Origin of the sequence: Flavobacterium sp. CF136 (genome assembly GCF_000282055.1) — a bacterium.
Classification (GTDB): domain Bacteria; phylum Bacteroidota; class Bacteroidia; order Flavobacteriales; family Flavobacteriaceae; genus Flavobacterium.
Map to the genome: position 1 here is coordinate 1 of NZ_AKJZ01000056.1, position 26,750 is coordinate 26,750.

General features: G+C 33.5%; 27 protein-coding genes and 1 tRNA gene. 13 read left to right on the forward strand and 15 right to left on the reverse strand.

From position 1 onward, the window contains the following. Positions 1-105: 105 nt before the first annotated feature. Positions 106-1,506, reverse strand: coding sequence for a trypsin-like peptidase domain-containing protein (locus PMI10_RS16035; protein WP_007809914.1), 1,401 nt, complete (start codon positions 1,504-1,506; stop codon positions 106-108). 135 nt (positions 1,507-1,641) lie between these two features. Between PMI10_RS16035 and dapF the strand changes: the two genes are divergently transcribed. From dapF to PMI10_RS16060, 5 genes are all read left to right on the forward strand, one after another. Next, positions 1,642-2,424, forward strand: coding sequence for a diaminopimelate epimerase (gene dapF, locus PMI10_RS16040; RefSeq protein WP_035631999.1), 783 nt, complete (start codon positions 1,642-1,644; stop codon positions 2,422-2,424). 41 nt (positions 2,425-2,465) lie between these two features. Then, positions 2,466-2,999: a GNAT family N-acetyltransferase gene (locus PMI10_RS16045; protein WP_007809919.1), complete on the forward strand. Its 534-nt coding sequence runs from the start codon at positions 2,466-2,468 to the stop codon at positions 2,997-2,999. Positions 3,000-3,011: 12 nt separating this feature from the next. Then, a complete protein-coding gene (gene mltG, locus PMI10_RS16050) occupies positions 3,012-4,052 on the forward strand; it encodes an endolytic transglycosylase MltG (protein WP_007809922.1) in 1,041 nt (346 codons plus the stop codon). A 44-nt stretch (positions 4,053-4,096) separates the two neighbouring features. Further along, a complete protein-coding gene (locus PMI10_RS16055) occupies positions 4,097-4,975 on the forward strand; it encodes a DUF2279 domain-containing protein (RefSeq protein ID WP_238539476.1) in 879 nt (292 codons plus the stop codon). 99 nt (positions 4,976-5,074) lie between these two features. Continuing rightward, positions 5,075-5,722, forward strand: a complete 648-nt coding sequence (locus PMI10_RS16060; RefSeq protein WP_007809927.1) for a hypothetical protein — start codon at positions 5,075-5,077, stop codon at positions 5,720-5,722. A 51-nt stretch (positions 5,723-5,773) separates the two neighbouring features. On the opposite strand, the gene scpA is transcribed toward PMI10_RS16060, so the two are convergent. The 10 genes from scpA to dnaA all read right to left on the reverse strand — a co-directional run bounded on the left by scpA (position 5,774) and on the right by dnaA (position 15,938). Further along, complete coding sequence (gene scpA / locus PMI10_RS16065) at positions 5,774-7,909, reverse strand: methylmalonyl-CoA mutase (protein ID WP_007809929.1); 2,136 nt, start codon at positions 7,907-7,909, stop codon at positions 5,774-5,776. 43 nt (positions 7,910-7,952) lie between these two features. Further along, positions 7,953-9,317, reverse strand: coding sequence for a methylmalonyl-CoA mutase subunit beta (locus PMI10_RS16070; RefSeq protein WP_007809931.1), 1,365 nt, complete (start codon positions 9,315-9,317; stop codon positions 7,953-7,955). Between the two features lie 17 nt (positions 9,318-9,334). Beyond that, complete coding sequence (locus PMI10_RS16075; protein ID WP_007809933.1) at positions 9,335-9,661, reverse strand: FtsB family cell division protein; 327 nt, start codon at positions 9,659-9,661, stop codon at positions 9,335-9,337. 157 nt (positions 9,662-9,818) lie between these two features. Continuing rightward, positions 9,819-10,427 carry a uridine kinase gene (udk, locus tag PMI10_RS16080; RefSeq protein ID WP_007809936.1) on the reverse strand — a complete coding sequence of 203 codons (609 nt, stop codon included), beginning with the start codon at positions 10,425-10,427 and terminating at the stop codon, positions 9,819-9,821. A gap of 247 nt (positions 10,428-10,674) precedes the next feature. Continuing rightward, positions 10,675-11,556, reverse strand: a complete 882-nt coding sequence (locus PMI10_RS16085; protein ID WP_007809938.1) for an SDR family oxidoreductase — start codon at positions 11,554-11,556, stop codon at positions 10,675-10,677. 75 nt (positions 11,557-11,631) lie between these two features. Continuing rightward, positions 11,632-12,759, reverse strand: a complete 1,128-nt coding sequence (locus tag PMI10_RS16090; RefSeq protein WP_007809940.1) for a methionine aminotransferase — start codon at positions 12,757-12,759, stop codon at positions 11,632-11,634. A 77-nt stretch (positions 12,760-12,836) separates the two neighbouring features. Further along, the gene (locus PMI10_RS16095) at positions 12,837-13,223 is read right to left on the reverse strand and encodes a hypothetical protein (RefSeq protein WP_007809942.1); all 387 of its coding nucleotides are present in this window, start codon (positions 13,221-13,223) and stop codon (positions 12,837-12,839) included. Between the two features lie 23 nt (positions 13,224-13,246). Further along, the gene (locus PMI10_RS16100) at positions 13,247-13,960 is read right to left on the reverse strand and encodes an SAM-dependent methyltransferase (protein WP_007809944.1); all 714 of its coding nucleotides are present in this window, start codon (positions 13,958-13,960) and stop codon (positions 13,247-13,249) included. 75 nt (positions 13,961-14,035) lie between these two features. After that, positions 14,036-14,503 carry a low molecular weight protein-tyrosine-phosphatase gene (locus tag PMI10_RS16105; protein ID WP_007809946.1) on the reverse strand — a complete coding sequence of 156 codons (468 nt, stop codon included), beginning with the start codon at positions 14,501-14,503 and terminating at the stop codon, positions 14,036-14,038. Positions 14,504-14,510: 7 nt separating this feature from the next. After that, complete coding sequence (gene dnaA, locus PMI10_RS16110) at positions 14,511-15,938, reverse strand: chromosomal replication initiator protein DnaA (protein ID WP_007809948.1); 1,428 nt, start codon at positions 15,936-15,938, stop codon at positions 14,511-14,513. Between the two features lie 187 nt (positions 15,939-16,125). Between dnaA and PMI10_RS16115 the strand changes: the two genes are divergently transcribed. After that, a complete protein-coding gene (locus PMI10_RS16115; protein WP_007809950.1) occupies positions 16,126-16,530 on the forward strand; it encodes an acyl-CoA thioesterase in 405 nt (134 codons plus the stop codon). A 31-nt stretch (positions 16,531-16,561) separates the two neighbouring features. On the opposite strand, the gene PMI10_RS16120 is transcribed toward PMI10_RS16115, so the two are convergent. The 3 genes from PMI10_RS16120 to ribD are packed head-to-tail and all read right to left on the reverse strand — an operon-like array spanning position 16,562 to position 18,851. Next, positions 16,562-17,194, reverse strand: coding sequence for an IMPACT family protein (locus PMI10_RS16120; RefSeq protein WP_007809952.1), 633 nt, complete (start codon positions 17,192-17,194; stop codon positions 16,562-16,564). A 9-nt stretch (positions 17,195-17,203) separates the two neighbouring features. After that, entirely contained in the window at positions 17,204-17,806 is a 603-nt protein-coding gene (locus PMI10_RS16125; RefSeq protein ID WP_007809954.1) for an HAD family hydrolase, read from the reverse strand. Next, a complete protein-coding gene (ribD, locus tag PMI10_RS16130; RefSeq protein WP_007809956.1) occupies positions 17,799-18,851 on the reverse strand; it encodes a bifunctional diaminohydroxyphosphoribosylaminopyrimidine deaminase/5-amino-6-(5-phosphoribosylamino)uracil reductase RibD in 1,053 nt (350 codons plus the stop codon). The genes PMI10_RS16125 and ribD overlap by 8 nt, the downstream gene beginning before the upstream one ends. 97 nt (positions 18,852-18,948) lie before the next feature. Here ribD and PMI10_RS16135 point away from each other — a divergent pair, with 97 nt between their 5' ends. Continuing rightward, positions 18,949-19,446 carry a GNAT family N-acetyltransferase gene (locus PMI10_RS16135; protein WP_007809958.1) on the forward strand — a complete coding sequence of 166 codons (498 nt, stop codon included), beginning with the start codon at positions 18,949-18,951 and terminating at the stop codon, positions 19,444-19,446. A gap of 78 nt (positions 19,447-19,524) precedes the next feature. Beyond that, positions 19,525-20,379 carry a peptide chain release factor N(5)-glutamine methyltransferase gene (gene prmC, locus PMI10_RS16140; protein ID WP_007809959.1) on the forward strand — a complete coding sequence of 285 codons (855 nt, stop codon included), beginning with the start codon at positions 19,525-19,527 and terminating at the stop codon, positions 20,377-20,379. Between the two features lie 57 nt (positions 20,380-20,436). Here the strand turns inward: prmC and PMI10_RS16145 are convergent, their stop codons facing one another. Beyond that, positions 20,437-21,681, reverse strand: coding sequence for an ABC transporter permease (locus PMI10_RS16145; protein WP_007809960.1), 1,245 nt, complete (start codon positions 21,679-21,681; stop codon positions 20,437-20,439). A gap of 186 nt (positions 21,682-21,867) precedes the next feature. On the opposite strand from PMI10_RS16145, the gene hisS reads away from it, so the two are divergent. From hisS to PMI10_RS16170, 5 genes are all read left to right on the forward strand, one after another. Further along, positions 21,868-23,295, forward strand: a complete 1,428-nt coding sequence (gene hisS / locus PMI10_RS16150; protein WP_007809961.1) for a histidine--tRNA ligase — start codon at positions 21,868-21,870, stop codon at positions 23,293-23,295. A gap of 119 nt (positions 23,296-23,414) precedes the next feature. Continuing rightward, positions 23,415-23,485: transfer RNA gene (locus PMI10_RS16155), tRNA-Trp, on the forward strand. Between the two features lie 344 nt (positions 23,486-23,829). Continuing rightward, a complete protein-coding gene (locus PMI10_RS16160) occupies positions 23,830-24,408 on the forward strand; it encodes a nucleotide exchange factor GrpE (protein ID WP_035632003.1) in 579 nt (192 codons plus the stop codon). A gap of 79 nt (positions 24,409-24,487) precedes the next feature. Further along, positions 24,488-25,597, forward strand: a complete 1,110-nt coding sequence (dnaJ, locus tag PMI10_RS16165; RefSeq protein WP_007809963.1) for a molecular chaperone DnaJ — start codon at positions 24,488-24,490, stop codon at positions 25,595-25,597. A 163-nt stretch (positions 25,598-25,760) separates the two neighbouring features. Further along, a complete protein-coding gene (locus tag PMI10_RS16170) occupies positions 25,761-26,690 on the forward strand; it encodes an ABC transporter ATP-binding protein (protein WP_007809964.1) in 930 nt (309 codons plus the stop codon). The last annotated feature ends 60 nt before the right edge of the window (positions 26,691-26,750 follow it).

Below are 26,750 nucleotides of genomic sequence, written 5' to 3' on the forward strand. Positions count from 1 at the left end.
AACTTTTTGGGGCATGTTCAGAAATTAAGATGGCTTTTTTTGAGTTTTTAGTCTCAGTTTCAATTGTCAGTTTATGCAACTGAATACTGCAACTGTAAACTGTGACTAAATAATAATTCGAAGAATTTCTCCCCCTTTGTTTATCATTTCAAGACGGATGCTTTGTCCCTCGTCTTTTTGTTTTAAAAGTTTAGAAACAGTTTCAACATTTGTTGCTTTTACATTATCAATACTTAGGATAATATTTCCTTGTAATTCGTTTTGATATTGCATTAAATTTTCATTTGTGATGTTTTTAATTTTCACACCATAATCAATATGAAATTTCTTTTTATCTGTAACATCAATATTTTCTAATTCTATTCCTTTAAATTCGGCACTAAAAAATTCATTTTTTGTTAATGTTACCGGAATTGTTTTTGTTTTTCCTTCTCTGATATAAGTTACTTCAACAACGTCATTTGGTCTTTTTGTATTAATGTAACCAGAAAGGTCAGCATAAGTTGCAATGTTTTGATTGTCTAATTTTACAATAATATCGCCTTTTGTCAGACCTGATTTTTGAGCTCCGGATTTTGGAGAAACTTTATTGATGTAAAATCCCTGTGTTTCAGAAATCCCTAATTCTTTTGACGCATTACTGTTTAGTTCACCACCTTCAACGCCTAAAATACCCCTTTGGACATTTCCAAATTCCATGATATCTTCAATGATTTTTCGGGCAATATTAGAAGGAACTGCAAATGAATATCCTGTATAGCTGCCAGTTGGAGAAGAAATCATGGTATTAATACCAATTAATTCGCCACGTGTGTTTACCAGTGCGCCTCCACTATTTCCAGGATTTACGGCAGCATCTGTCTGAATGAAAGACTGGATTCCGTTTGTATCTAAGTTTCTGGCTTTAGCCGAAACAATACCGGCAGTTACAGTAGAAGTCAGATTGTACGGATTTCCAACAGCTAAAACCCATTCACCTATTTTTGTATCATCAGAATTGGCAAAAGCAGTATATGGCAGTTTTTCGTTTGCATCAATTTTTAATAACGCAATATCCATTTTAGAATCGGTACCAATCAGTTTTGCTTTGTATGATTTTCTATTATTTAATGTAATTTCAATTTCGGAAGCGTCTTTGATTACGTGATTATTAGTAACGATATAGCCATCTTCTGAAATAATAACTCCTGAACCGGTACCAACCTGTTCTTGTTGTTGTTGACCACCATAACCATAGAAAAATTCCATCATGGGATTACTGACAGTTCTACGGGATACATTTTTTACGTGAACAACGGTATGAATCGTTTTATCTGCGGCTTCAGTAAAATCTACTGTTTCAGCAGCCAGTGCAACATTTTTTCCGTATGAATTGGGAGCAAGAGTTACAACAGAATTTTCTTTTCCAAAAAAAGAATTGTTGCTCTCAAATAATATTTTGTAAGCACCAAGGGTAGTAGCACCACTCAATAATGATACTAAAAATAAGGTTGAAAATCTTTTCATAATTAGAATTTATGTTTAAGTTATTTATCGTAAAATTAATTGAAAAAATTATTCAATAAAATGGTTTAACGCTCTTTAACAATGATTAACATTTCATTAATAGTTCGTACTTTTGTGTTTCTTAATGGAATAAAAATGCAAATAGAATTTTATAAATATCAAGGGACCGGAAATGATTTCGTAATGATTGATAATCGTTTAGATTTTTTCCCTAAAGATAATATCAAACTAATCGAACGTTTGTGCGACAGGCGATTTGGAATCGGTGCTGATGGACTTATTTTGCTTGAAAATGATTCTGAAACTGATTTTAAAATGGTTTATTACAATTCTGATGGAAATCAGAGTTCAATGTGCGGAAATGGTGGACGTTGTCTCGTAGCTTTTGCTAATCAGTTGGGTGTAATTGAAAATAAAACAACTTTTATTGCTACTGATGGCTTACATCATGCTTCAGTAGGAGATGATGCTATTATTTCATTACAGATGATTGATGTTGATGAAGTTCAAATAAATGATTCTTATACTTTTTTAAATACAGGCTCTCCGCATCACATACAAATTGTTGAAGATTTAGAGCATTATAATGTAAAAGAAAATGGATCAGCCATTCGTTATGGTGAATTATATGGAGAAAAAGGAAGTAACGTTAATTTTGTAAAAAAAATAAATGACTCTGAATTTTCACTTCGTACTTACGAAAGAGGTGTTGAAGATGAAACTTTAGCTTGTGGAACTGGTGCTACGGCTGTTGCAATTGCTATGAATGCAATTGGACAAACTGATAAGACTTCAATTAACCTGAATGTTGAAGGAGGAAAACTTGTTGTTTCTTTTGATAAGATTGGGAATCATTATACAAATGTTTTCTTAACCGGACCAGCAAAGTTTGTATTTAAAGGGACTATAGAGATTTAAAATTTTCAATCGGAAAGATAATCTAAAATCTAAAATTAAAGATGATAACACTCCAAGGCGAATCAATTTACCTGCGTGCATTAGAACCTAATGATTTGGAGTTTGTTTATGCAATGGAGAATGATCAGAGCATTTGGGAAGTCAGCAACACACAAACTCCGTACAGCCGTTTTTTAGTCCGCCAATATCTGGAAAATGCAAATCAGGATATTTATGAGGCGAAACAATTACGCCTTGCGATTTGTCAGGATGAAGATTTTCCTGCTATAGGATTGATTGATTTATTTGAATTTGATCCTAAAAATAATAAGGCTGGAGTCGGAATTGTAATTCAAAATAAAGATAACAGAAATCAAAACATTGGTTCTGAAGCTTTAGCACTTTTAATTAAGTATTCTTTTTATAATTTAAATTTGCATCAGTTATATGCAAATATTAGTGTAGAAAACGTAGCAAGTATAGCTCTTTTTACTAAATTTGGTTTTGAGAAAACAGGAATTAAAAAAGATTGGATTTTGCTAAATGGTATGTACCAGGATGAAGCAATTTTTCAGTTAATTAATAAACAAGTTTAAATTTACACAGCTTTGACTATAAAAAAAATTATCACATTAACTGCCGTAGCAGTAATATCGGTTTTATTGATTTACGGATTTATATTAATAAGCAGAATTTTTAGTGCCAATACTAAATTTGAAGAAAAAGAACTTTATGTGTATGTTCCAACTGGAGCTGATTATACGGATGTAAAAAAAATATTAGAACCCTACATTAAGAATTTTGATAATTTTGAAATGGTAGCTAATAAAAGAAGCTATCCTGAAAACGTAAAATCAGGTCGTTTTTTGCTTAAAAAAGACATGAATAATATCGATTTGGTTAGAGCAATGCGTTCAAATGTTCCCGTAAAATTAGCTTTTAATAATCAGGAGCGTCTGGAGAATTTTGCAGGGAGAGTAGGTTCTGAAATTGAAGCAGACAGTTTATCTCTTATGAAGGCGATTAAAGATTCTACTTTCTTAAAAGCTAATGGTTTTAACGAAGAGAATGTTTTTGCCATGTTTATTCCAAATACTTATGAAATTTATTGGAATACATCAGCTGAAAAGTTTCGTGATAAAATGATTAAGGAGTACCATAATTTTTGGACTGATAAAAGAATTGCTAAAGCCAAAGCTCAGGGATTAACTCCCGTTCAGGCTACAATTTTAGCTTCGATTGTTCATAAAGAATCGGTTAAAAAAGATGAAAGGCCCCGCATTGCCGGTGTTTATTTAAATCGTTTACGTTTAGAAATGCCTTTGCAGGCAGACCCAACCGTGATTTATGCATTGAAATTAAAATCGAATAATTTTGATCAGGTTATCAAAAGAGTTTTTTATAATGATTTAATTATGAAATCTCCATATAACACTTACGTGAATATAGGACTTCCTCCGGGACCAATCGCCATGCCTGATATTACAGCTCTTGATGCAGTTTTGAATCCTGAAAAGCATGATTATATTTATTTTTGTGCGAGTGTGGATCGTTTTGGATATCACGAATTTGCTTCTACTTATGAGCAACATACTATAAATGCAAAAAAATATTCAGACTGGATTGCCAGTCAAGGTGTAATAAGATAGTTTTGAATTTAAAAAATGTCCTTATTTTATCGGTTTTATATTGTTTGAGTTTTCAATCAATATTTGCTCAAAGCAAAATCGAAAGTTTTTTAACTCCTTCAGATACTTTAAATATAAAGAGACAAAATACTGTTATTGTAACTGAGGCTGCTTTAGCTTCAGCTACTTTAATTGGTTTGAATCAGATTTGGTATGCCGATTATTCAAGATCAAATTTTCATTTTATAAATGATAATAATGAATGGCTTCAGATGGATAAAGTGGGGCATTTTTATTCCGCTTATCATTTAGGAAGATTTGGTGCTGAAGCTCTTAACTGGAGCGGAGCAAATTCTAAAAAACAATTAATTTATGGTGCCGGTATAGGTTTTGCTTTTTTAGCAGCTGTTGAAGTTTTAGACGGATATTCATCTGAATGGGGCGCTTCTTCAGGTGATATTATAGCTAATACAACCGGAACAGCATTGTATGTATCTCAGGAATTACTTTGGAAAGAACAACGAATTACGCCAAAATTCTCTTTTCATACTACTCAATATGCAAATCAAAGGCCTGACAAGCTTGGAACTTCACTCAACGAACAGATTCTAAAAGACTATAACGGACAAACATATTGGCTATCAGTTAATCTTCATTCTTTTGCAAAAGAAACAAAAATTCCCAAGTGGTTAAATGTCGCTTTTGGATATGGAGCTGATGGAATGTTAACAGGAAATTTACAAAATGATAATCTTGCTTTAGCTCAAAATCCCAAAAGATTTCGTCAGTTTTATCTTAGTTTTGACTTAAATTTGACGAAAATTGAAACAAAATCGCATTTTTTAAAAACTATTTTTTCTGTTTTTAACACAATTAAAATTCCTGCTCCAACGCTCGAATACTCCGCCAATAAAGGGCTTAAAGGACATCTTCTATATTTTTAAAAAACGTTAAATTACTGAATATCAGCATTGTTTTATATTTATTATCTTTGCACCGTAGAAATTTCAAAGAGGTGACAGCGATTTGAAGAAAAACAATTTATGATAAAGAAGTGGTATTTTTATGCGAGTTTGATCGTTATTATTACATTTTTGAGTTTGGGTTTTAAACCCTTTAATCTGGAAACTAAACCGTGGTTTCTCACAGAAAAAACAGATGGATCTGAATACTTATTTCCATCGCAGGAAGAGGATGATTATCCTATTTTAACCAATTTACACATCCCATTTACAGGAAAGCATCTTATAGGTTTTAAAGAAGCTGTTGCCTTTAAGGAATCTCAAGGAAAATACCGATTGGTTAATTCACTTGGTTATATGGGAAAATATCAGTTTGGTTCTAAAGCTTTAAGAGCTATAGGTATTCACAACAACAAAGCCTTTTTAAAAGATCCTGCTTTACAAGAAAAAGCATTTATTGCATTATTGTCCAAAAACAAATGGATTTTACGCAGTGAAATTGAAAAGTATGAAGGAAAAGTTATTAATGGCGTTGCAATTACCGAATCCGGAATTTTAGCTGCTGCCCATCTTGGTGGTGCCGGATCAGTAAAAAACTTTTTCAAAAATAAAGGAAACAGACATTTTAGAGATGCCTATGGGACTTCATTAAAAAGTTACATGAGAGCCTTTGGAGGTTATGATCTTTCTTTTATCGAAGCAGATAGTAATGCTACAATAAACGATTAAGAATTACAAGAAAACAAAAAATCCCGATAATTCGGGATTTTTTTATGCTTTTTAGTCAATCAATATTTCTAATATTTTAATGGCAGCTTCGCTAATTTTAGTTCCCGGACCAAAAACAGCAACTGCTCCGGAGTCAAATAGATATTGATAATCCTGTGCCGGAATTACACCTCCGACAATTACCATGATATCTTCTCTTCCGTATTTTTTAAGTTCTTCGATTACCTGAGGAACCAATGTTTTATGTCCCGCAGCTAATGATGAAACACCTAAAATATGTACATCATTTTCAACAGCTTGTTTAGCTGCTTCAGCAGGCGTTTGAAAAAGTGGGCCAATGTCTACATCAAAACCAACATCGGCATAGCCTGTTGCCACTACTTTTGCACCGCGATCATGTCCATCCTGTCCCATTTTGGCAATCATAATTCTGGGACGTCTGCCTTCTTGTTTTGCAAAAGCGTCTGCTAATTGTTTTGCTTTTTCAAAACTTTCATCGTTTTTTATTGCTGCACTATACACACCGCTAATGGATTTAATTTGTGCTTTGAACCTGCCAAAAACACTTTCCAGAGCATCGCTGATTTCCCCTAAAGTTGCCCTGTTTCTTGCAGCTTCGGTAGCAATTTCCAGTAAGTTTCCCTGTCCGGTTTTAGCACAAAGGATTAATTTTTCGAGTGATTGATTTACTTTTTCAGTATCTCTTTTTGATTTTATTTCTTCAAGACGTTCTATTTGCTGTTTGCGGACCATTTGATTGTCAACATCCAGAATATGTAACGGATCTTCTTTATCTAATCTAAATTTATTTACACCAACAATAATATCTTGTCCGCTATCTATTCGTGCTTGTTTTCGCGCTGCAGCCTCTTCAATTCGTAATTTCGGAATTCCGGCTTCGATAGCTTTTGTCATTCCGCCCAATTCTTCTACTTCTTCTATCAGTTTCCAGGTCTTTTCAACCATTTCATTAGTGAGGCTTTCAACATAGTAACTCCCCGCCCATGGATCAACCGTTTTAGTGATTTTGGTTTCTTCCTGTAAAAAAATCTGGGTATTACGTGCAATTCTTGCTGAAAAATCGGTTGGTAAAGCAATGGCTTCATCAAGTGCATTGGTATGCAAAGACTGAGTTCCTCCAAAAACAGCCGCAGCAGCTTCTGTGCAAGTTCTGGATACATTATTAAAAGGATCTTGTTCTGTTAAACTCCAGCCGCTCGTTTGACAATGCGTTCTTAAAATTAATGATTTATCACTTTTTGGATTAAATTGCTGTACCAATTTTGCCCAAATCATTCTTCCTGCCCTCATCTTTGCAATTTCCATAAAATGATTCATTCCAATTGCCCAGAAGAAAGATAATCGTGGTGCAAACTCATCAATCGTCATTCCGGTTGATAACCCGGTTCTTATGTATTCCAAACCATCAGCAAGTGTGTAGGCCAATTCAATATGGGCAGTTGCACCGGCTTCCTGCATGTGATAACCTGAAATAGATATTGAATTGAATTTTGGCATCTTCTTACTGGTAAATTCAAAAATATCTGCAATTATTTTCATTGATGGTGTTGGTGGATAGATATAGGTATTACGCACCATAAATTCTTTCAAAATATCATTCTGAATAGTTCCTGAAAGTTTTTCAATGGCAACGCCTTGTTCTTCGGCAGCAACTATATAAAAAGCCATAATTGGTAAAACAGCGCCGTTCATTGTCATAGAAACCGACATTTCATCAAGCGGAATCTGATCAAACAATACTTTCATGTCTTCAACAGAATCTATGGCAACTCCAGCTTTACCAACATCTCCAACAACTCTTTCGTGATCTGAATCATAACCTCTGTGCGTTGGTAAATCAAAAGCAATGGATAATCCTTTTTGTCCAGCTGCCAAATTTCTTCTGTAAAAAGCATTGCTTTCTTCAGCTGTAGAAAATCCTGCGTATTGACGAATCGTCCACGGACGTCTTACGTACATGGTCGCATAAGGTCCCCGCAAATTTGGTGCAAAGCCAGCTCCAAAATCAAGAAACTCTAAATCTTCAATATCTTTTTCAGAATAGGTTTCTTTTAATTCAATTCCTTCAGCGGTTATAAAGTTGTTAGTCAGGACATCTGATTTCTGACTTTCGACTTCTGACTTTAGGCTTTGAAGATTTATATGTTTAAGGTCTTTTCTTATCATGGAAATACTCTTTGGAGTAGTTTATTAATTACTTTGAAAATGATTATTCTAATTCTAGCCGCTCTTGCTCTAATTTTTCGGCTAATCTTTTTTCTATTATGGGAGTAATTAATGTTTTTCTTGGTTTTATTTTTACAAAAGGAAACAGTTCTAAATCATGTTTCATTTTGTCCTCTTTATTTGGATGTTTATTCGTGCCTACTAAAACTTCTTTTTTTGCATCAAATAATTCTTGCTCTTTACTGGCACTTTCCTGGATTTTCTTTTTAATCGTTCCGTCGTTCAAAAGTTTCAAAAATCCTCCATTTGCTTCAATATCTTTAAATAAAGCAAGACTCTTTTCAGCTAGTTGCATCGTTAAACTTTCAATATAATAACTTCCGTCGGCAGGATTGTTTACTTTGTCAAAGTAGCTTTCGTGTTTTAAAATCAGTAATTGATTTCGTGCAATTCGGTCACCAAATTCATTGTCTTTATGATACAAAGAATCATAAGGTAAATTGGCTACAGCATCTGCACCGCCAAGTATTGCTGACATACATTCGGTTGTGGTACGAAGCATATTTACATTGTAATCGTAAATGGTTTTATTGCGTTTGGTGGGAGTAACCAATAAATGACATTCTAAATTCGGGTTATATTCGTTAGCAATTAATTTGAAAAGCATTCGTAATGCACGAAGTTTAGCAATTTCGAAGAAATAATTCGTTCCGACAGCAACCTGAAAAACGATTTGTTTCGGAATATTTGGCAGACGGTTTAAATATTCGTTTGCGTGAGCTAAACTATACCCGATTTGTTGTGTAATATTGGCGCCTGCATTTTGATACAAACCTGAGTCTATGCTTATTAATGACAGATTTTTGGTTGATTTTGAAATTAAATCAATGGTTTCAAAATTATTTTTATCAGAAGTTGTAAGCCAGTTTCCTTCTCTTGCAAAATGACCAATTGGATCCAGATTACAATAAAAAACAGCTTTTTTCTGAATTGAAATTACCTCTAATTTTTTTACGAAATCGATTGAAATAAAATTTAAATTAAAGTAAACGGTTTTATTTTCTAAAGGAAGGTTTTCTAATAGTTTTTGAAGATCAATTTTTTCGTTTTGAATAGTAAAACGCAAACTTTCAGCACCTCTTTCAAGCGTGTTTATGGCTCTTTGAATCGATTTTTCGATATCGTAAACAAAGATGTTCTGGCAGATTTTGAAATCTGTTGCTTTTGTTTCTACTGAAGCTGGTTTTGAAAATTCGTCGCTGTGATAAAAAGGCTTTACCTGAATATCTTCGGGAGAATTCCAGATTACAGTTTCGTTATAATCAGCTCCATCCAATTCAAACTGAATTTTTTGTTTCCATTGTTTGGATGAAATCGGATTAAAATTGTCGAATAGGGTAGTAGCCATTGTTTGTTTTTTCTGATTTATTCTTTTTCCTGAATAGTGTCTCCTTCAAATTTTATGATGTAAATATCTTCGCTGTCTTTTTTCATAAAATACTTCTCGCGGGCATATTTTTCTATCTGTTCAGGATTTTTGAGTTGTTTTATCTGTTCCTGATCTTTTTTAATTTCCTCCTGATAATAGGTTTTATTATCCTCGAGTTCATTGATTTGATTGTCTAAAAAGCGATGATCAAAATAGGAGTAATTGTCTAAAAACAACATCCAAACGACAAAAAAAAGTAATACCCAGACATATTTATTGCTTAGGAATCTGAACCATGATTTGTCTTTGTATGGATTTTTCATTTTAGTTTATATTTAACCGACTACGTTTTATGACTTCGATTCGTTTTTTAGCCCCGATGGAGCCGATATCCTTTTTATGGCTTTTTCTGCCATTAAAAGATAAAGGCGAGAGCGGGAAACAGCTCCTGATTTTTATGGAATAAATTTACAATAAAAATTATAAAATTCGTTGATTAATTACGGCACGAACTACATCGATAGCCACGGTATTGTATTTGTCGTTAGGAATAATAATGTCAGCAAATGCTTTTGAAGGCTCGATAAATTGCTCATGCATTGGTTTTAAGGTATTTTGATAACGTGTTAAAACTTCGTCGATATCACGTCCGCGTTCTGAAATGTCACGTTTTAAACGGCGAACTAATCTTTCGTCAGAATCAGCATGAACGTAAATTTTAATATCAAAAAGTTCACGTAATTCGGGATTTGTTAAAATTAAAATGCCTTCAACAATCATTACTTTTCTGGGATGTGTCGAAACGGTATCGTCAGTTCTGTTGTGCTGAATAAAAGAATATACCGGCTGATCGATTGTTTCACCTGCTTTTAAAGCTTTAAGGTGTTTTACTAATAATTCAAAATCAATAGACCTCGGATGATCAAAATTGATTAATGCTCTTTCGTCAAACGACAAATTATGGGTTTCTTTATAGTATGAATCCTGAGAAATTACGCCAACTTCAGTATCTGGCAATTCGTTCATGATTTGATGTACTACTGTTGTTTTTCCACTTCCTGTTCCTCCTGCAATTCCAATAATGAGCATAAATTTGGTATTATATGTTTGTTTGGCAAAAATAATAATTTAAGTGATTGAATAAATATATTGTGAATTTAAACCATATAAGTAATGTAAGTAAATGTAAGCGAAAAAATATTTAAATAAAACGGGACTTAATTGAACTTATATCACTTATATGGTAAAAAAAATGAAAAAATCCCGATAGCAATGTTATCGGGATTTGGGTGCAATCAGTATAGTTAAATATTCTGAATTTAGTAAGCACGTAAAATTATTTATTCTTTTTTGCTTTTATCATCATTTCAAGCTGATCCCAAAGTTCTTCGGGAATTGCTTCAAGTAAATTAAATTGTCCAGCGCCTTTTAGCCATTCTCCACCATCAATCGTAATGACATCTCCGTTTATGTAAGCAGAAAAATCAGAAACTAAATAAGCTGCTAAATTGGCTAATTCCTGATGGTCGCCAACGCGTTTCAAAGGCACTTTTTTAGCCATATCAAACTTTTCAGCAAGATCTCCCGGTAATAATCTGTCCCAGGCCCCTTTAGTAGGGAATGGTCCCGGAGCGATTGCGTTTGAACGAATTCCGTATTTTGCCCATTCGACAGCAAGACTTCTTGTCATGGCTAAAACTCCGGCTTTTGCCGTCGCACTAGGGACTACGTATGCAGAACCCGTCCAGGCGTATGTAGTTACAATATTCAGGATCGTAGCTGATTTTTGTTTGGTATCAATCCAATGTTTTCCAAAAGCCAGTGTACAGTTTTTAGAACCTTTTAGTACGATATCTATAACAGTATCAAATGCATTTGCAGATAATCTTTCTGTTGGGGAAATAAAATTTCCGGCTGCGTTGTTCAAGAGAACATCCACTTTTCCAAAAGTTTTTAAAACTTCCTGAAGCATGTTTTCTACTTCTTCATAATGACGAACGTCACATTGAAGCGGTAAACATTTCCCTCCGGTTTCATTCTCCAGCTCAGTGGCAGTGTTTTTTAGCTTTTCTAAATCCCTTGAAGTAATAGCTACCTGAGCACCCAACTCTAAAAAATATTTAGTCATTGCTTTTCCTAAACCACTTCCGCCGCCTGTAACCACAATGACTTTACCTTTTAAAGCATCGTCCCGTAACATTTTATCTGTATAGCTCATACTTTTTTTATTTTTACAAAATTAATTAATTTAATAGGATGCACGCATAATATTGTTATAAAATTTATGAAAACTTTATATCTGACATATTTTTTTTGCTGCTGATTCAAGAGTGAAGTTGTCTTTGGCAAAGCAAAAACGGATTAATTTTTGGTCTTTATGGTCAGAATGGAAGGTTGAAATAGGTATTGCCGCGACACCGTGGTCAATAATTAGTTTCTTGCAGAAAGTAATGTCGTCATCTTCTGAAATGTTTGCATAAGAAGCAACCTGAAAATAAGTTCCTTCACAGGGCTTTAATTCAAATCGGCTTTTTTGTAATAGTTTTTGAAAATAATCCCTCTTTTCCTGATAAAATTTACCTAACAGATTTACGTCTACAATATCTAAATATTGACTTATAGCAACTTGTGAAATACTATTTACACTGAAAACTAAAAACTGATGTACTTTTTTAATTTCCTTCATTAGATATTCAGGTGCTACAAGATAACCAATTTTCCACCCGGTAATATGAAATGACTTACCGAAAGAAGAAGCCGTAATACAGCGATTTATTAATGATTCTCTGGTGTGGGCGGAAATATGTTTTTCTTCAAAAGTGATGTATTCATATACTTCATCTGATAAAATGACTATTTCCGGATATTTTAAAAGTATTTTTTCTAATTGTAAAAAATCATCTTCTTTTAAAATTTTCCCTGTCGGATTATGCGGATTATTGATAATTATCATCTTGCTTTTTGAAGAGCATGCTTTTTCTATCGTTTCCCAATTTGGGGTATAATCATCATTTAACACCACACGAACTGGTTTTGCATTACAAAGTAAAACAGGGGATTCGTAGGAATCATAGCTAGGATCCAGAATAATTACTTCATCACCAGTTTTTACTAAAGCTAAAATGGTAGTAAAAATTCCCTGTGTTGCTCCTGTGGTAACTAAGATTTCTGTTTCGGGATTAATTGTCCTGTTGTATGAGCTTTTTATCAGTTTTGCAATTTGGCTCATCAATGGCGGATAACCTGCCATTGGTGTATATTGATGTACATTTTCCTTGGCTAATTTTGCTATAATGTCTGTTAATCTTTCATCAACAGGAAAATTAGGAAATCCCTGTGAAAGATTTATTGCATTATATTCGGTTGCCATTTTAGACATTACTGTAAAAATGCTTGTTGTTACATTTGGAAGTTTACTCATGGAAAAGTTTGATTTGGGGAAAACTTGTGAGCTGGATAAAAATTCTATTTTAAAATATTAAGAACCTATTGTGTTAATTATTTTAATGACATAACAAATGAATATAGTACTCTTAATGTTTTGCCATCGTGTTTGCCAGGAATCCATTTAGGAGACAGGTTTAAAACACGAATAATTTCACAATTTATATCGTAATCAAGCTCTCTCAAGGATTTAATATTAGTTAATGAGCCATCTTTTTCAACGACAAAATCAACTAAAAAGCTGCATTGCTTGGTGCACTCTTTTGGATTTTTAAAATTGGTATTAAAAAATTTATAAAATTCATTATCTCCTCCTGGAAATTCAGGTTTTATATCAATACCAGCTCTATTATAAATCGGATCATCATTATTAGAAATAACGTCTTGTGAAAATATATTTTGCACAAAGCAAATCAAAATCAGGATTAGAAACTTTTTCATTAACATGATGTTTTAAAGTTAGTTTACATTTTATGAATAATGAAAATCGTTGGTCGGTTATGTAAATCAACTTTTAATTTTTTCCAATCAGAAACTCTCATGGTTTTAATGAATTCTGTTGGCAGCGTAATATCAGTCGCAATACAAAGATGTGTTGCAGGATTTACAATCTGTAAAATATCTTCCACTAATTTATTGTTTCTATAAGGAGTTTCAATAAAAATCTGCGATTGATTTTTATCCTGGGATAATTTTTCAAAATGCTTTAAAGCTGATTTTTTTTCGTCCTTGTCAATTGGCAGATAACCATTGAAAGTAAAGCTTTGACCATTCATTCCGGAAGCCATCATGGCCAATAAAATAGAAGAAGGTCCCACTAAAGGAATAACCTGAATTCCTTTTTCATGCGCCAGTTTTACAATCACAGCACCGGGATCTGCAACTCCAGGGCATCCTGCTTCGCTCATTAAACCAACATTTTTTCCTTCTAATAAAGGTTTTATAAAGTCTAAATGCTCATTTGGCTCTGTACGTTTATTAAGTGTGAATAGAACCAGTTCAGATTGTTTTTTTTCCGGAGAAACCGCTTTTATTGATTTTCTGGCTGTTTTTTCGTTTTCAACAATATAATGATCTATAAAATCGATACTTCTTTTTACTGTTTGCGGCAAAACATCCATTGGATCACTTTCGCCCATAGTAGTTGGAATTAAATATAGTTTTCCGAGAAGTTTCATGTAATTTATTTTATAGATTATAAAATGAAATATCTTTCAATTACTTAGATATAGAATAATTGAAAGACAGATAAATTAAGAGTGTTTTTCGATGAGTTTTTTTGCGATTATATCCGTTACTTCATCTAACATTTGATATACATTATCAAAACCGTTAGTTACACCGAAGTAAGGATCCGGAACATCCACGTTTTCGTCAGGAAATAATTCATTCAGGATAAGCTGAACCTTTTCTTTGTGCTCAGGTGTTTTTGCAAGATGAATTACATCATTATAATTAGAATTATCCATTACATAAATGTAATCAAATTCATCAAAATCAGAAGTTTTAAACTGTCTTCCTTTTTGATCATCAATAGATAAGCCGTTTTTTTTGGCAACAGCAATAGAGCGTTTATCCGGTGAGTGACCAACGTGCCAGGATCCGGTTCCTGCAGAATCTACTCTGAATTTGTTTTTGGGTAATTTTGATGCTAAAATACCTTCAGCTAAAGGCGACCTGCAAATATTTCCCAAACAAACCATTAAAACTTTTACCGGCATGATATGTTTACAACGTTAATTTTTTGTTGATGTCTTCGACAAATTTTTTGAATTGTTTGTCTGTAGAAACTAAATTATCAACTGTTTTACAAGCATGTAATACAGTAGCGTGGTCGCGATCTCCAATTTGTGAACCAATGTTTGCTAAAGAGGCTTTCGTGAATTTCTTTGCAAAAAACATAGCCAGTTGTCTTGCCTGAACTACGTGTCTTTTTCTGGTTTTTGATTGAAGTGTTTCAATATCCAACTGAAAATAATCAGATACAATTTTTTGAATATAATCGATAGAGATTTCTCTCTTTACATTTTTAACAAATTTCTCTACAACACTTTTAGCTAACTCAATTGTAACTTCTTTTTTGTTGAATGAGGATTGTGCAATTAATGAAATGATGGCACCTTCAAGTTCTCTAACATTTGTTTTGATATTGCGTGCCACATATTCAATAATATCTTCAGGCATTTCAACACCATCACGATATAAAATGTTTTTAAGGATTGAGATACGGGTTTCGTAATCAGGCTGGTGCAATTCAGCTGATAATCCCCATTTAAAACGGGATAATAAACGCTGCTCAATATCCTGCATATCAACAGGAGCTTTGTCAGAAGTTAAAATTACCTGTTTTCCGTTTTGGTGCAGGTAATTAAAAATATGAAAGAAGACATCCTGAGTTCCTGATTTTCCAGATAAAAACTGAACATCATCAATAATCAAAACATCAATTAATTGGTAAAAATGAATGAAATCATTACGATTGTTCTTTTTTACCGAGTCAATATATTGCTGTGTGAAAATTTCGGCAGAAATATATAAAACCGTTTTTTCAGGGTATTTGTCTTTTACTTCTACACCTATTGCATGTGCTAAGTGTGTTTTTCCTAAACCAACTCCACCAAAAATCAATAACGGATTAAATGATGTTCCTCCCGGTTTATTGGCAACTGCCATACCTGCAGAGCGGGCCAAACGATTTGAATCTCCTTCAAGGAAATTGTCAAAACTATAGTTCGCATTTAATTGCGACTCAATTTTTAAATTTCTTATTCCGGGTATTACAAAAGGGTTTTTAAGTTCAGGGTTTAAGTTTTTAAACGGAGCATCAACCTCCTGAGGTTTCATTGGGACTCTATTGGAACTTGGCAACTGTTCGGTAAACGGTTGTTTGTTGCCATAAGTGTTTTCCATTTTAATTTTATAGAGTAACTTTGCGTTTTTTCCCAGTTCTTTGGTAAGTGCAACTTTTAATAATTTAACGTAATGCTCTTCGAGCCATTCGTAGAAAAATTTACTTGGAACTTGAATATATAACGCGTTGTCGGTTAGCTCAACTGATTTGATTGGTTCAAACCAAGTTTTGTACGCTTGATCTTGAATATTGTCTTTTATAAAGGACAAACAGTTTTCCCATACCGATTGAGCAGTTTTAGTCATAAATTCAAATAAATTTTTTTATTATTGATAAAGATTCTCTTAATAAAAGGGAGTCATTTTGTTCCGAATTTCGGGATAACAAATATGTGAACAAATTTCTGTAAAAAAAAATATTTTGGGGTCTAATTTTATAAAAAAAATGTTGTAAGGGAACTTTTTTAAATTAATATTTTTTAATCTGTAAATAATGAAAAATCATCAAACTCAAGTACGGGTTCGTTACTCTGAAACTGATCAAATGGGAGTTGTATATCACGGGAATTATATTCCGTATTTTGAGATAGGGCGCGTCGAATGGCTCAGAAACAAAGGGATTTCCTATAAAAGCATGGAAGAAAGCGGTATTGGGCTGCCAATTGTGTCTATGCAAATAAACTATAAAAAATCAGCCCGTTACGATGAGTTATTAACAATTCATACGACTTTCAAAAGTCAGTCGTCAGTCAAGATAGAATTTGATTGCGCAATCTATAATGAGGCAAATGAGTTATTAACAACAGCTGTGTTTATTTTAGTATTTATTTCGTTAAAAACAAGTCGTCCAACGGCTCCTCCAGATTACATTTTAGAATTATTTAAAACACTTGAATAATTGTTAAAATGAGGCGTATTTTGATGCCAATTTATATAATATTGATATCAATTTCAAACATTAAATCAAAAATGTCGAATACTGATTCGGCATTTTTTTTTCGCGTTTTAGTTACGATTTTACCAATTGGGAGCTCAGAATCTTCATCAATTTCCATTTCCTGAGATATAATTTCAAGTTTTTTTTCTTTGATGACACGCATTACTTTGTTCATGTTTTTATAATCAAAAGAGATTAAAAAGTGAACATCAATTGTTTTTTCAATAATCTTACAAATTTCAAGTGTCATTTGTGCGGTGGTTTTATAAGCAGCGATTAATCCGCCAACACCTAATTTGGTTCCGCCAAAAATACGAACCACAACTACAAGAATGTTAGTTAGTCCAAAAGACTGAATTTGCCCGTAAATTGGAGCTCCTGCAGTATTGTTTGGTTCTCCATCATCATTTGCCCGATAAGATATTTTGGGAGCTGTGCCAAGTTGATAGGCATAACAGTAATGTACAGCGTGCGGATGTTGTTTCTTTAAACTTTCGATGATGGGTTTTACTTCGCCTTCGTTATCGATGGGAAAAGCGTAGCCGAAAAACTTACTTCCTTTTTCCTTAAAAAGTACTTCATCAGACTCAAAAGCAATGGTTTGGTAGGTGTCGTTATATTCCAAAAGTAATTTCTAAAGTATTTTTTTGTCAAACAAATCAATAACATCTTCCTGACCTACTTGTAAATTCCAAACGTGAAATCCTAATGCAGCGGCAGAATCGGTATTTTCTTTTTTATCATCTACAAATAGAGTTCGCTTTGGTGATAATTCGTGTTTGTTGATTAAATATTGAAATGCGTCAGCATTTGGTTTTCTCTTTCCAATTTCAAAAGAAAAATAGACTTTTTCAAAACATTGATAAAAATCGCTGTAAAAAGAAATTCCACTTCTGTTTTCGAAAGTTTCAATATGGATAGAATCGGTGTTACTCAATAAAAACAATCGGTATTTTTTTGAAAGCAGTTGCAGGAATTCTAATCTATATAAAGGAAAATCTGCTAAAATTGCGTTCCATGCTTCCAGAATTTCTTCTCTTGAAGCATTTGGAAGTTCTTTTTGAAAACCTGCAATAAAATCCTCATGCGAAATATCTCCGGTTTCAAATAAAAGATTTAAACGGTCAAATTCTGAATTCCATTCGGTCATGCCTAATTTTTGCAATCGGGAAATGGTAGCTTGTTTGTCTAAATTGATAAAAATATCTCCAAAGTCAAAAATTATTGTATCAATCATGATTTCTAATTTGTATTAATTCATCACTTTCGATGTTGATTTTAGCTGAAATTTTTCCAGATAAAATCGGAGCTTTTGTTCCTTTTCCGAAAGTTGTTTTTTTTCCTGTAAAGACTCGTGCTTCATCCCAAATATTTTGGTCTATAAAAGTTTGCAAAGTCTGTAAACCTCCTTCTATAATAATAGACTGTATTTGATTTTGGTATAAAACTTCCAAAATTTGTGGAATTATATTTTGACTAAAATCAATTACTTCAAAGGTAGTGTTTTCTGCCGAAATGTTAATTTCAGATTTTGTAAATACAATCGTTTTAACAGTGTCATCAAAAATAAAACTGTCTTTTGATATCCTGTTATTTTGATCTAAAACAACTCTAACCGGGTTATTTCCAGTCCAATCCCTAACGTTTAATTTCGGATTGTCATCAATGACAGTTTGTGTCCCCACCAAAATAGCCTGTTCTTCGCTTCGCCATTTATGAACCAACTGTCTTGAATGTAAATTTGTTATCCAAACAGGTTTTCGATCCTGGCTGATTTCTTTTTCGGGTGCTAAAAAGCCATCCTTACTTTCTGCCCATTTTAATATTATATAAGGTCGCTTTTTCTTATGAAAAGTAAAAAAACGTTTATTCAGTTCATTGCATTCTTTTTCCAAAACACCAACAATAACATTTGCTCCGGATTCAGCTATTTTTTTGATTCCTTTTCCTGAAACTTTTTCATTTGGGTCTACAGTTCCAATTACGACATTCCGAATTTCATTTGCAATAATCAAATCACAGCATGGAGGAGTTTTGCCAAAATGACTGCAAGGTTCTAAACTCACATAAATAGTAGCTTTTTTTAGCAGCGATTTGTCTTTTACAGATTTAATCGCATTTACTTCTGCATGTGGTTCACCGGCTTTTTTGTGCCAGCCTTCGCCAATAATTTGATTTTCGTAAACAATCACGCTACCCACCATTGGGTTTGGATAGGTAGTTCCAAAACCATTTTGTGCCAGTTCAATGCAGCGTTTTATATATTTCTCATGTATATTCACAATACAAAAGTAGTTATTTTTGAGTTTATGGTCTAGTTAAGAAAACTATCGGAAAACTATTTTTACTTTTGTAACTATATCAAATGAAGTAAAGAATATGGAAAATTGGGTCATAAGAAAAATTAAAAAAGAAGATAATCAGGAAGTTGCTCAATTAATACGATCAGTTTTTGATGAAATGGAAATTCCAAAAGTTGGAACAGCTTATGAGGATCCATGTTTAGATTTAATGTTTGAAGAATATAATAAACAGCAATCTGTTTATTTGGTAGTTGAAAACGAAGGTAAAATTGTAGGTTGTGCCGGAATTGCACCTTTAGAAAATGGAGATCCGAAAGTTTGTGAATTGCAAAAGATGTATTTTTTACCGGAAACCCGTGGTTTAGGGATTGGCAGTAAGATGATGGAAAAATGTTTGGAAAAGGCAAGAAGTTTTGGTTTTGAAAAATGTTATATCGAAACAATGCCTTTTATGCATGCTGCCCAAAAATTATATAAAAAATCAGGTTTTGAGTATTTAGATGCTCCAATGGGTAATACCGGACATTGTTCCTGTCCTGTCTGGATGTTGAAAGATTTACAAAACGGATTGTAACAAATTTTGTTTGCGTAATACTTATTATCGTAGAATACAATTAGCTTTTTGCTGAAAATTAATGCTCAACATCCCAAAATGAAAATAAAACAATATCGTACCTACTTTATTCAGGAATTGTCGTCTTTTTATGATGCATACGAAGCAGAAAGTTTTTTCTATTTAATTTTAGAAGACAGACATAAATTGCGACAAATTGATTTGGCATTAAATCATGGGCTGAATTTTTCTGAGACTCATATAGCGACTTGGAGTGTTTTTTTAGATCAATTAAAAAAAGAAGTCCCTGTTCAGTATTTATTAGGGAAAACCAACTTTTATGGTTTGGATTTTGAAGTGAATGAAAATGTTCTGATTCCGAGACCGGAAACGGAAGAATTGGTCGAATGGATTATTAATGAAAATGCCAATACAGATAAATCTAAAAAGCTTAAAATTTTAGATATCGGAACCGGAAGCGGATGCATAGCTGTTTCATTAGCGAAGAATCTCCCGAATGCAGAAGTTTATGCAATTGATGTTTCGAAGAAAGCATTGGAAACTGCTAAAAAAAATGCTGTAAATAACAATGTAGAGGTCACTTTTATGTTTCAGGATATTTTAGAATTGGAAGCGCTAAAATATAATTTCGATATTATTGTTTCGAATCCGCCTTATGTCCGGAATCTGGAAAAAGCGGAGATCAAAAAGAATGTATTGGAATATGAACCACATCTGGCTCTTTTTGTGGATGATCATGATGCCTTGATTTTTTATAAAAAAATTGCTTCTCTGGCTCAAAAAAACCTTTTGAAAAATGGACAGTTATTTTTTGAAATCAATCAGTATTTGGGACAGGAAATGACTGATTTATTGGAGAATATGAATTTCAGCAATGTCGAATTAAGAAAAGATATTTACGATAATGATCGTATGATTAAAGGGACTATTTAGTTTTCAGTCGCAGTTTTCAGTCTCAATTAAACTGAGACTGCGACTGAAAACTAAAATTTATTCATAACGCAAAGCCTCAATAGGATCTAGTTTTGAAGCTTTTAATGCAGGGTACAAACCTGACACAATTGCAACCATGAAACTTGTTGCAAAAGCGGCAAAAATGGCTATCCACGGAATAACGAAAGCAAAACCCATAGCGGTTGAAAATCCAAAACCAACTAATATTCCTAATATAATTCCGACTACACCGCCAATCTGTCCAATCAATAGTGTTTCGATAAAAAATTGGGTTGCAACGGTTATTCTTTTTGCCCCTAATGCTTTACGAACTCCAATTTCGTGTGTCCGCTCTGTAACCGAAACAATCATGATGTTCATTAAAGCAATCGACGATCCTAAAATGGTAATGATACTGATAATCCAGGAAGCCCAGCCTAAATATTTAGTGATTCCGAGGATTCTGTTGATTAAATCGTCACTGCGGCCTATGCCAAAATTATTGTCACGAACCGGACTCAGTTTACGAACTCTTCGCATGGTGCTTGTGGCGTTGTCAACAGCTTCGTCTAAAAGTTCTTTTTTAGAAACCATGACACTCATGGTGTAATTAATATTTGGAGCAGTAAATAAGGAACGCGCTACCTGAATCGGAATTAAAACGCGTAAATCCTGGCTGTTTCCAAATGTTGATCCTTTTTCTTTTAAGACTCCAATAACTTTAAAACGGGCACCTCGGATTGAAATTATTTTGTCAATCGGGTTGATGTCTTTTAATAAACCTTTTTCGAAATCGGAACCCACAACGCAGGAATACGTATTGTTTTCAATATCAAATTGATTGAAACTGCGTCCTAAATTAATTTCTAAACCGGAATTGCTTATAAAATGTTCATCGACACCGACAATTGTAATTTCCGGATCTGTTTTTTTGTCTAAATATTTAACCTCGGCGGTTGTAGTTGCTGTAAAAGAAAGAGAGGTTTCTGTAAAAGGATATTTGTATTTGTTTTTGAAAGCAACTGCTTCAGGATATGAAATAATCGGGTTTATGACTTCACGCTCGTTTCCACCACGATTTCTAACCGTATTTTCGTATTGATTAATGTTGAAAGTATTGGCTCCCATTGATGCAAAATTGGTAGAAATTGTGTTTTCTAATGCCGTAACGACGGTTAGGATTCCAACCAAAGCAGTGATTCCAATAGCAATAATTAATACGGTAAGAATAGTACGTAATAATTGTGTTTTGATGGAACCAAACGCAATTCGGATATTTTCTTTGAATAATTTTAGCATCATGACCAATTTGTCACGAAAATACGTTTTTTGTTACAAGTTTGTTTTCGAACCCGCATTATTTATTTTAAAAAGTAAGATATTTGCAGGCGATTTAGGATTTTAAAAAATCTAAAATAAATAAATGTATAAGAAGTTTAGATGTAGTATTTCAAAAGAATCTAAACTCTAAAACCTAAAATAACAAAGATGGCTTCAAAACCAAGTATACCACAAGGAACAAGAGATTTTTCGCCTGCAGAGGTGTCAAAACGTCAATATATTATTCAAACGATAAAAAATAATTTTGAAAAATTTGGTTTTCAGCCGATTGAAACTCCTTCATTTGAAAATTCAGATACCTTAATGGGGAAATATGGAGAAGAAGGTGATCGTTTGATTTTTAAAATATTGAACTCAGGAAATTTTTTCTTCAATAAAAATAAAATTGAATTACCGGAATCTATAGAATCTCTACAAGTTAATTCTGCTGAAACGATTGATCTTAATCAAAGAATTGAGTTAAATAAATTTACCGGAAAAATTTCAGAAAAAGCATTGCGTTACGACTTAACAGTTCCATTTGCAAGATACGTGGTTCAACACCAAAACGAAATTGAATTTCCTTTTAAAAGATATCAGATTCAGCCGGTTTGGAGAGCTGACAGACCGCAAAGAGGACGTTATAGAGAATTTTATCAATGTGATGCCGATGTTGTAGGATCAAAATCATTATGGCAGGAAGTAGAATTGGTTCAATTGTACGATACTGTTTTTACAGCTTTAGGTTTGGAAGGTGTTACCATCAAAATTAACAACAGAAAAATATTATCCGGAATTGCTGAAGTAATTGGTGCTTCGGATAAATTAATCGATTTCACGGTTGCTTTAGATAAATTAGATAAGATCGGAGAAGATGGTGTGAAAAAAGAGATGATCGAAAAAGGAATTTCTGAAGAAGCGTTGGTTAAAGTACAGCCGCTTTTTAGTTTTACCGGAACTTTTGCAGATAAAATCAGTCAGCTTTCAAATTTATTGGCTTCGTCAGAAGAAGGGATGAAAGGAGTTGAAGAGCTTAAATTTATTTGTGACAATGTGGCTACTTTAGGATTGTCGACAGCGACATTAGATCTTGATGTGACTTTGGCGCGTGGATTAAATTATTATACCGGAGCTATTTTTGAAGTAGCGGCACCAAAAACGGTTTCGATGGGTTCTATCGGCGGCGGCGGAAGATACGATGATTTGACTGGTATTTTTGGTCTGAAAAATATGAGCGGTGTTGGAATTTCTTTCGGATTAGACAGAATTTATTTGGTTTTGGAAGAATTGCAATTATTCCCTGAGACAGTTGCAGCGACATCAAAAGCATTGTTTATCAATTATGGAGATGCAGAGGCTTTATATGCTTCGCAGGCAATTCAGAAATTGAGGAAAGAAAATATAAAAGTAGAGCTTTATCCGGATAACGTAAAAGTGGGCAAGCAGTTTCAGTATGCTGATAAACGTTTGATTCCGTTTGCAGTTATTGCAGGAGATCAGGAAATTGCTTCGAACAGTTATTCGCTTAAAAATTTAGTAACAGGAGAACAGGTTTCTGTTGATTTTGAAGGATTGAAAAATGCTTTGTTGGGTTAACTGTTTGTAGCGAAGGTTTTTGCCGCAGAGACACAGTTTTAAAGGATTTTCTTTTTAAATCTCTCCTTGAAATAGTTGCTGGGGAAGAAAAAAAACTTTTAATTTGCCGACCTTAAGTTACGGGCGTAGTTCAAGGGTAGAATAGCGGTCTCCAAAACCGTTGATGGGGGTTCGAATCCCTCCGCCCGTGCACAATGGTTTTAATGTTTATCAGATATTTACAGGGATAAAAATAAAAACAAAAAAAAAGCTTCGTCTGAAATAGGCGAAGCTTTTTTTAATATAAGGTAAACTTGAATTAATAATTATTTATAAAGCCGAGGCTAACCCTTAAATTCAATTTTGACAGGCAATAATTTATTTACATATTGGTGACTCAAATATACTTTAAACTAAAACGTAATAGTCATAAAATTATACTAAATTTTCAAAAGCAAAATTATTTCATAAAGAATCTATATTTTTACCGAAGTGACAATTTGACATTTTAAAAGATTTGGCAGTACTTTTGCAATCCAAAACAAAGAATAAAAAATGAAGTTTAAGAATATTTTTAAAAATAAAAGTAATATGACTACGGAAAATACAGAATTCGATCAGGAATTAGATGATGTAACGTTAGAGAACAACGCCAACGGTGAGCAGTTAATTGTTGAAGAATTAAGTGTTGAAGAGCAATTGGCTCAAGACTTGGCAAAAGAAAAAGATAAGTTTTTGAGATTATTTGCCGAATTTGAAAATTACAAAAAAAGAACTTCAAAAGAGCGTATCGATTTATTTAAAACAGCAAATCAAGAAGTTTTGTTAGCAATGCTTCCTGTTTTGGATGATTTTGACAGAGCAACTGTAGAGATCAACAAGTCTGATGATGAAAATTTGAAAAAAGGAGTAGAATTAATTCACGAAAAACTAAAAAGTACTTTGGTAGCTAAAGGTTTAGAGCAAGTTGAAGTAAGAGCAGGTGATGCTTTTAATGCTGACTTTGCTGAAGCAATTACCCAAATTCCTGCACCTTCTGATAAATTGAAGGGTAAAATTGTTGATGTTATTGAAAAAGGATACAAATTAGGAGATAAAATTATTCGTTTTCCTAAAGTGGTTATCGGAAACTAAAAATGCAAATGAATGTTCTGAAAGTCAATTTTTTAAGTATTGGAGTTTGGAATTTTAGATTTGGAATTTAACCTAAATTATGAAAAAAGATTTTTACGAAATACTTGGCATTTCAAAAAATGCCGATGCTGCCGAAATTAAAAAAGCGTACCGAAAAAGTGCATTAAAATATCACCCTGATAAAAATCCGGGCGACAAAGAGGCAGAAGAAAACTTCAAATTGGCGGCAGAAGCTTATGAAGTTTTAAGCGATCCTAACAAAAAAGCGAAATACGACCAATACGGACATCAGGCATTCGATGGTTCAGGCGGATTTGGCGGAGGTCATGGCGGTATGAATATGGATGACATTTTCAGCCAGTTTGGTGATATTTTTGGCGGAGGATTTGGCGGTTTCGGTGGAGGCGGAGGTGGCCCTCGTCGTGCTAAAGGAAGTAATCTTAGAATTAAAGTTAAATTGACTTTAGAAGAGATTGCAAATGGAGTTGAGAAAAAAGTAAAAGTAAAACGTAAAGTTCAGGCTAAAGGCGTAACGTACAAAACTTGTTCGACTTGTAATGGTCAGGGACAGGTAATGCGTGTTACAAACACAATTTTAGGAAGAATGCAATCTGCATCAACTTGTCCAACTTGTGGTGGTTCCGGACAAATTTTAGATAAAAGACCTTCTGAAGCAGATGCACAGGGAATGATATTGGAAGATGAAACGGTATCAATCAAAATTCCTGCAGGTGTTGTTGACGGAATGCAGCTTAAAGTTTCTAACAAAGGAAATGATGCTCCGGGAAACAGCGTTCCTGGGGATTTAATTGTTGCGATCGAAGAATTAGAACACGAATTCCTGAAACGTGAAGGTGAAAATATACATTTCGATTTATATATCAGTTTTCCCGAAGCAGTTCTTGGGGTTTCCAAAGACATTGAAGCAATCAACGGAAAAGTTCGTATTAAATTGGAAGAAGGTATTCAATCCGGAAAAATCCTAAGATTAAAAGGAAAAGGAATTCCGAGTATCAACGGTTACGGAAGTGGGGATTTGTTAGTTCATGTAAATGTCTGGACTCCTAAAACGCTGAATAAAGAGCAAAAACAATTTTTTGAAAATGCTTTAAGCGACGAACATTTTGTTCCAAGCCCTGAAAAATCAGAGAAATCATTTTTTGAGAAAGTAAAAGATATGTTTTCATAAGCTAAACTTTTTCTAAAATGCCCAAATAATGTAAAACCCATCCAAATGTAAATATTAGGATGGGTTTTTTGCGTATTATTACTCAGATTCGTTTCGAATTATTTACTTTTACAGGCGCGAAATCACAATGGTTAAACCAACGCAGAAAATTCTAAAAAACAGCATGAGCAACTTACTCGAAGTACATAAAGTCGTAAAACAATACGGTGATTATGTAGCGCTTAACGAAGTTTCATTAAATGTGCCAAAAGGCAGTATTTATGGATTATTAGGTCCTAATGGAGCTGGAAAAACTTCTCTTATTCGAATTATAAACCAAATTACATTACCGGATAGTGGCGAAGTAATTTTGGATGGAGAAAAATTGCATCCCAAACATGTGCAGACAATTGGATATCTTCCGGAAGAAAGAGGTTTATACAGCTCAATGAAAGTAGGCGAGCAATGTTTGTATCTGGCGCAAATGAAAGGGCTTTCTAAAGCCGAAGCCAAGCAGCAGTTAGAATATTGGTTTGATCGTTTAGGAATTCAGGGTTGGTGGAATAAAAAGATCCAGGAACTTTCTAAAGGAATGGCACAGAAAATTCAGTTTGTGGTTTGCGTACTTCATAAACCCAAATTATTGATTTTTGATGAGCCCTTTTCAGGATTTGACCCTGTAAATGCGAATGTGATTAAAGACGAAATTTTAGCTTTGAGAGATCAGGGAGCGACAATTATTTTCTCGACGCATCGTATGGAAAGTGTAGAAGAACTTTGTGATCATATCGCTTTAATCCATAAATCGAATAAATTAATTGAAGGAAAACTAAGTGATGTAAAACGTCAATTTAGAAAAAATAGTTTTGAGGTCGGAATTCTGACGGATAATGTTGAAGGCCTGATGTATGATATTACTCAAAGATTTACTGTTTCACCGGCTAGTTTTAAATCATTAAATGACGATTTAAAACTAGATATCCAGATAGGAGATGCCGCGCCAAATGAATTGTTACATCTCTTGACGCAACGTGGACAAGTGACCCATTTTGTAGAAAAAATCCCAAGTGTAAACGATATTTTTATTCAGACAGTAACTGAAAATAAAGTTTAGATTTCTGATTTTAGAGTGAAAACCTAAAATCAGAAATCTAAAGTCAACAATCTAAAATCT

What these genes read in the sequence shown, in the direction of transcription:
- PMI10_RS16035 (WP_007809914.1), bottom strand. Translation starts at nt 1,506, where the DNA reads ATGAAAAGATTTTCAACCTTATTTTTAGTATCATTATTGAGTGGTGCT.
- dapF (WP_035631999.1), top strand. Translation starts at nt 1,642, where the DNA reads ATGCAAATAGAATTTTATAAATATCAAGGGACCGGAAATGATTTCGTA.
- PMI10_RS16045 (WP_007809919.1), top strand. Translation starts at nt 2,466, where the DNA reads ATGATAACACTCCAAGGCGAATCAATTTACCTGCGTGCATTAGAACCT.
- PMI10_RS16060 (WP_007809927.1), top strand. Translation starts at nt 5,075, where the DNA reads ATGATAAAGAAGTGGTATTTTTATGCGAGTTTGATCGTTATTATTACA.
- scpA (WP_007809929.1), bottom strand. Translation starts at nt 7,909, where the DNA reads ATGATAAGAAAAGACCTTAAACATATAAATCTTCAAAGCCTAAAGTCA.
- PMI10_RS16070 (WP_007809931.1), bottom strand. Translation starts at nt 9,317, where the DNA reads ATGGCTACTACCCTATTCGACAATTTTAATCCGATTTCATCCAAACAA.
- PMI10_RS16075 (WP_007809933.1), bottom strand. Translation starts at nt 9,661, where the DNA reads ATGAAAAATCCATACAAAGACAAATCATGGTTCAGATTCCTAAGCAAT.
- udk (WP_007809936.1), bottom strand. Translation starts at nt 10,427, where the DNA reads ATGCTCATTATTGGAATTGCAGGAGGAACAGGAAGTGGAAAAACAACA.
- PMI10_RS16085 (WP_007809938.1), bottom strand. Translation starts at nt 11,556, where the DNA reads ATGAGCTATACAGATAAAATGTTACGGGACGATGCTTTAAAAGGTAAA.
- PMI10_RS16090 (WP_007809940.1), bottom strand. Translation starts at nt 12,759, where the DNA reads ATGAGTAAACTTCCAAATGTAACAACAAGCATTTTTACAGTAATGTCT.
- PMI10_RS16095 (WP_007809942.1), bottom strand. Translation starts at nt 13,223, where the DNA reads ATGAAAAAGTTTCTAATCCTGATTTTGATTTGCTTTGTGCAAAATATA.
- PMI10_RS16100 (WP_007809944.1), bottom strand. Translation starts at nt 13,960, where the DNA reads ATGAAACTTCTCGGAAAACTATATTTAATTCCAACTACTATGGGCGAA.
- PMI10_RS16105 (WP_007809946.1), bottom strand. Translation starts at nt 14,503, where the DNA reads ATGCCGGTAAAAGTTTTAATGGTTTGTTTGGGAAATATTTGCAGGTCG.
- dnaA (WP_007809948.1), bottom strand. Translation starts at nt 15,938, where the DNA reads ATGACTAAAACTGCTCAATCGGTATGGGAAAACTGTTTGTCCTTTATA.
- PMI10_RS16115 (WP_007809950.1), top strand. Translation starts at nt 16,126, where the DNA reads ATGAAAAATCATCAAACTCAAGTACGGGTTCGTTACTCTGAAACTGAT.
- PMI10_RS16125 (WP_007809954.1), bottom strand. Translation starts at nt 17,806, where the DNA reads ATGATTGATACAATAATTTTTGACTTTGGAGATATTTTTATCAATTTA.
- PMI10_RS16135 (WP_007809958.1), top strand. Translation starts at nt 18,949, where the DNA reads ATGGAAAATTGGGTCATAAGAAAAATTAAAAAAGAAGATAATCAGGAA.
- prmC (WP_007809959.1), top strand. Translation starts at nt 19,525, where the DNA reads ATGAAAATAAAACAATATCGTACCTACTTTATTCAGGAATTGTCGTCT.
- PMI10_RS16145 (WP_007809960.1), bottom strand. Translation starts at nt 21,681, where the DNA reads ATGATGCTAAAATTATTCAAAGAAAATATCCGAATTGCGTTTGGTTCC.
- hisS (WP_007809961.1), top strand. Translation starts at nt 21,868, where the DNA reads ATGGCTTCAAAACCAAGTATACCACAAGGAACAAGAGATTTTTCGCCT.
- PMI10_RS16160 (WP_035632003.1), top strand. Translation starts at nt 23,830, where the DNA reads ATGAAGTTTAAGAATATTTTTAAAAATAAAAGTAATATGACTACGGAA.
- dnaJ (WP_007809963.1), top strand. Translation starts at nt 24,488, where the DNA reads ATGAAAAAAGATTTTTACGAAATACTTGGCATTTCAAAAAATGCCGAT.
- PMI10_RS16170 (WP_007809964.1), top strand. Translation starts at nt 25,761, where the DNA reads ATGAGCAACTTACTCGAAGTACATAAAGTCGTAAAACAATACGGTGAT.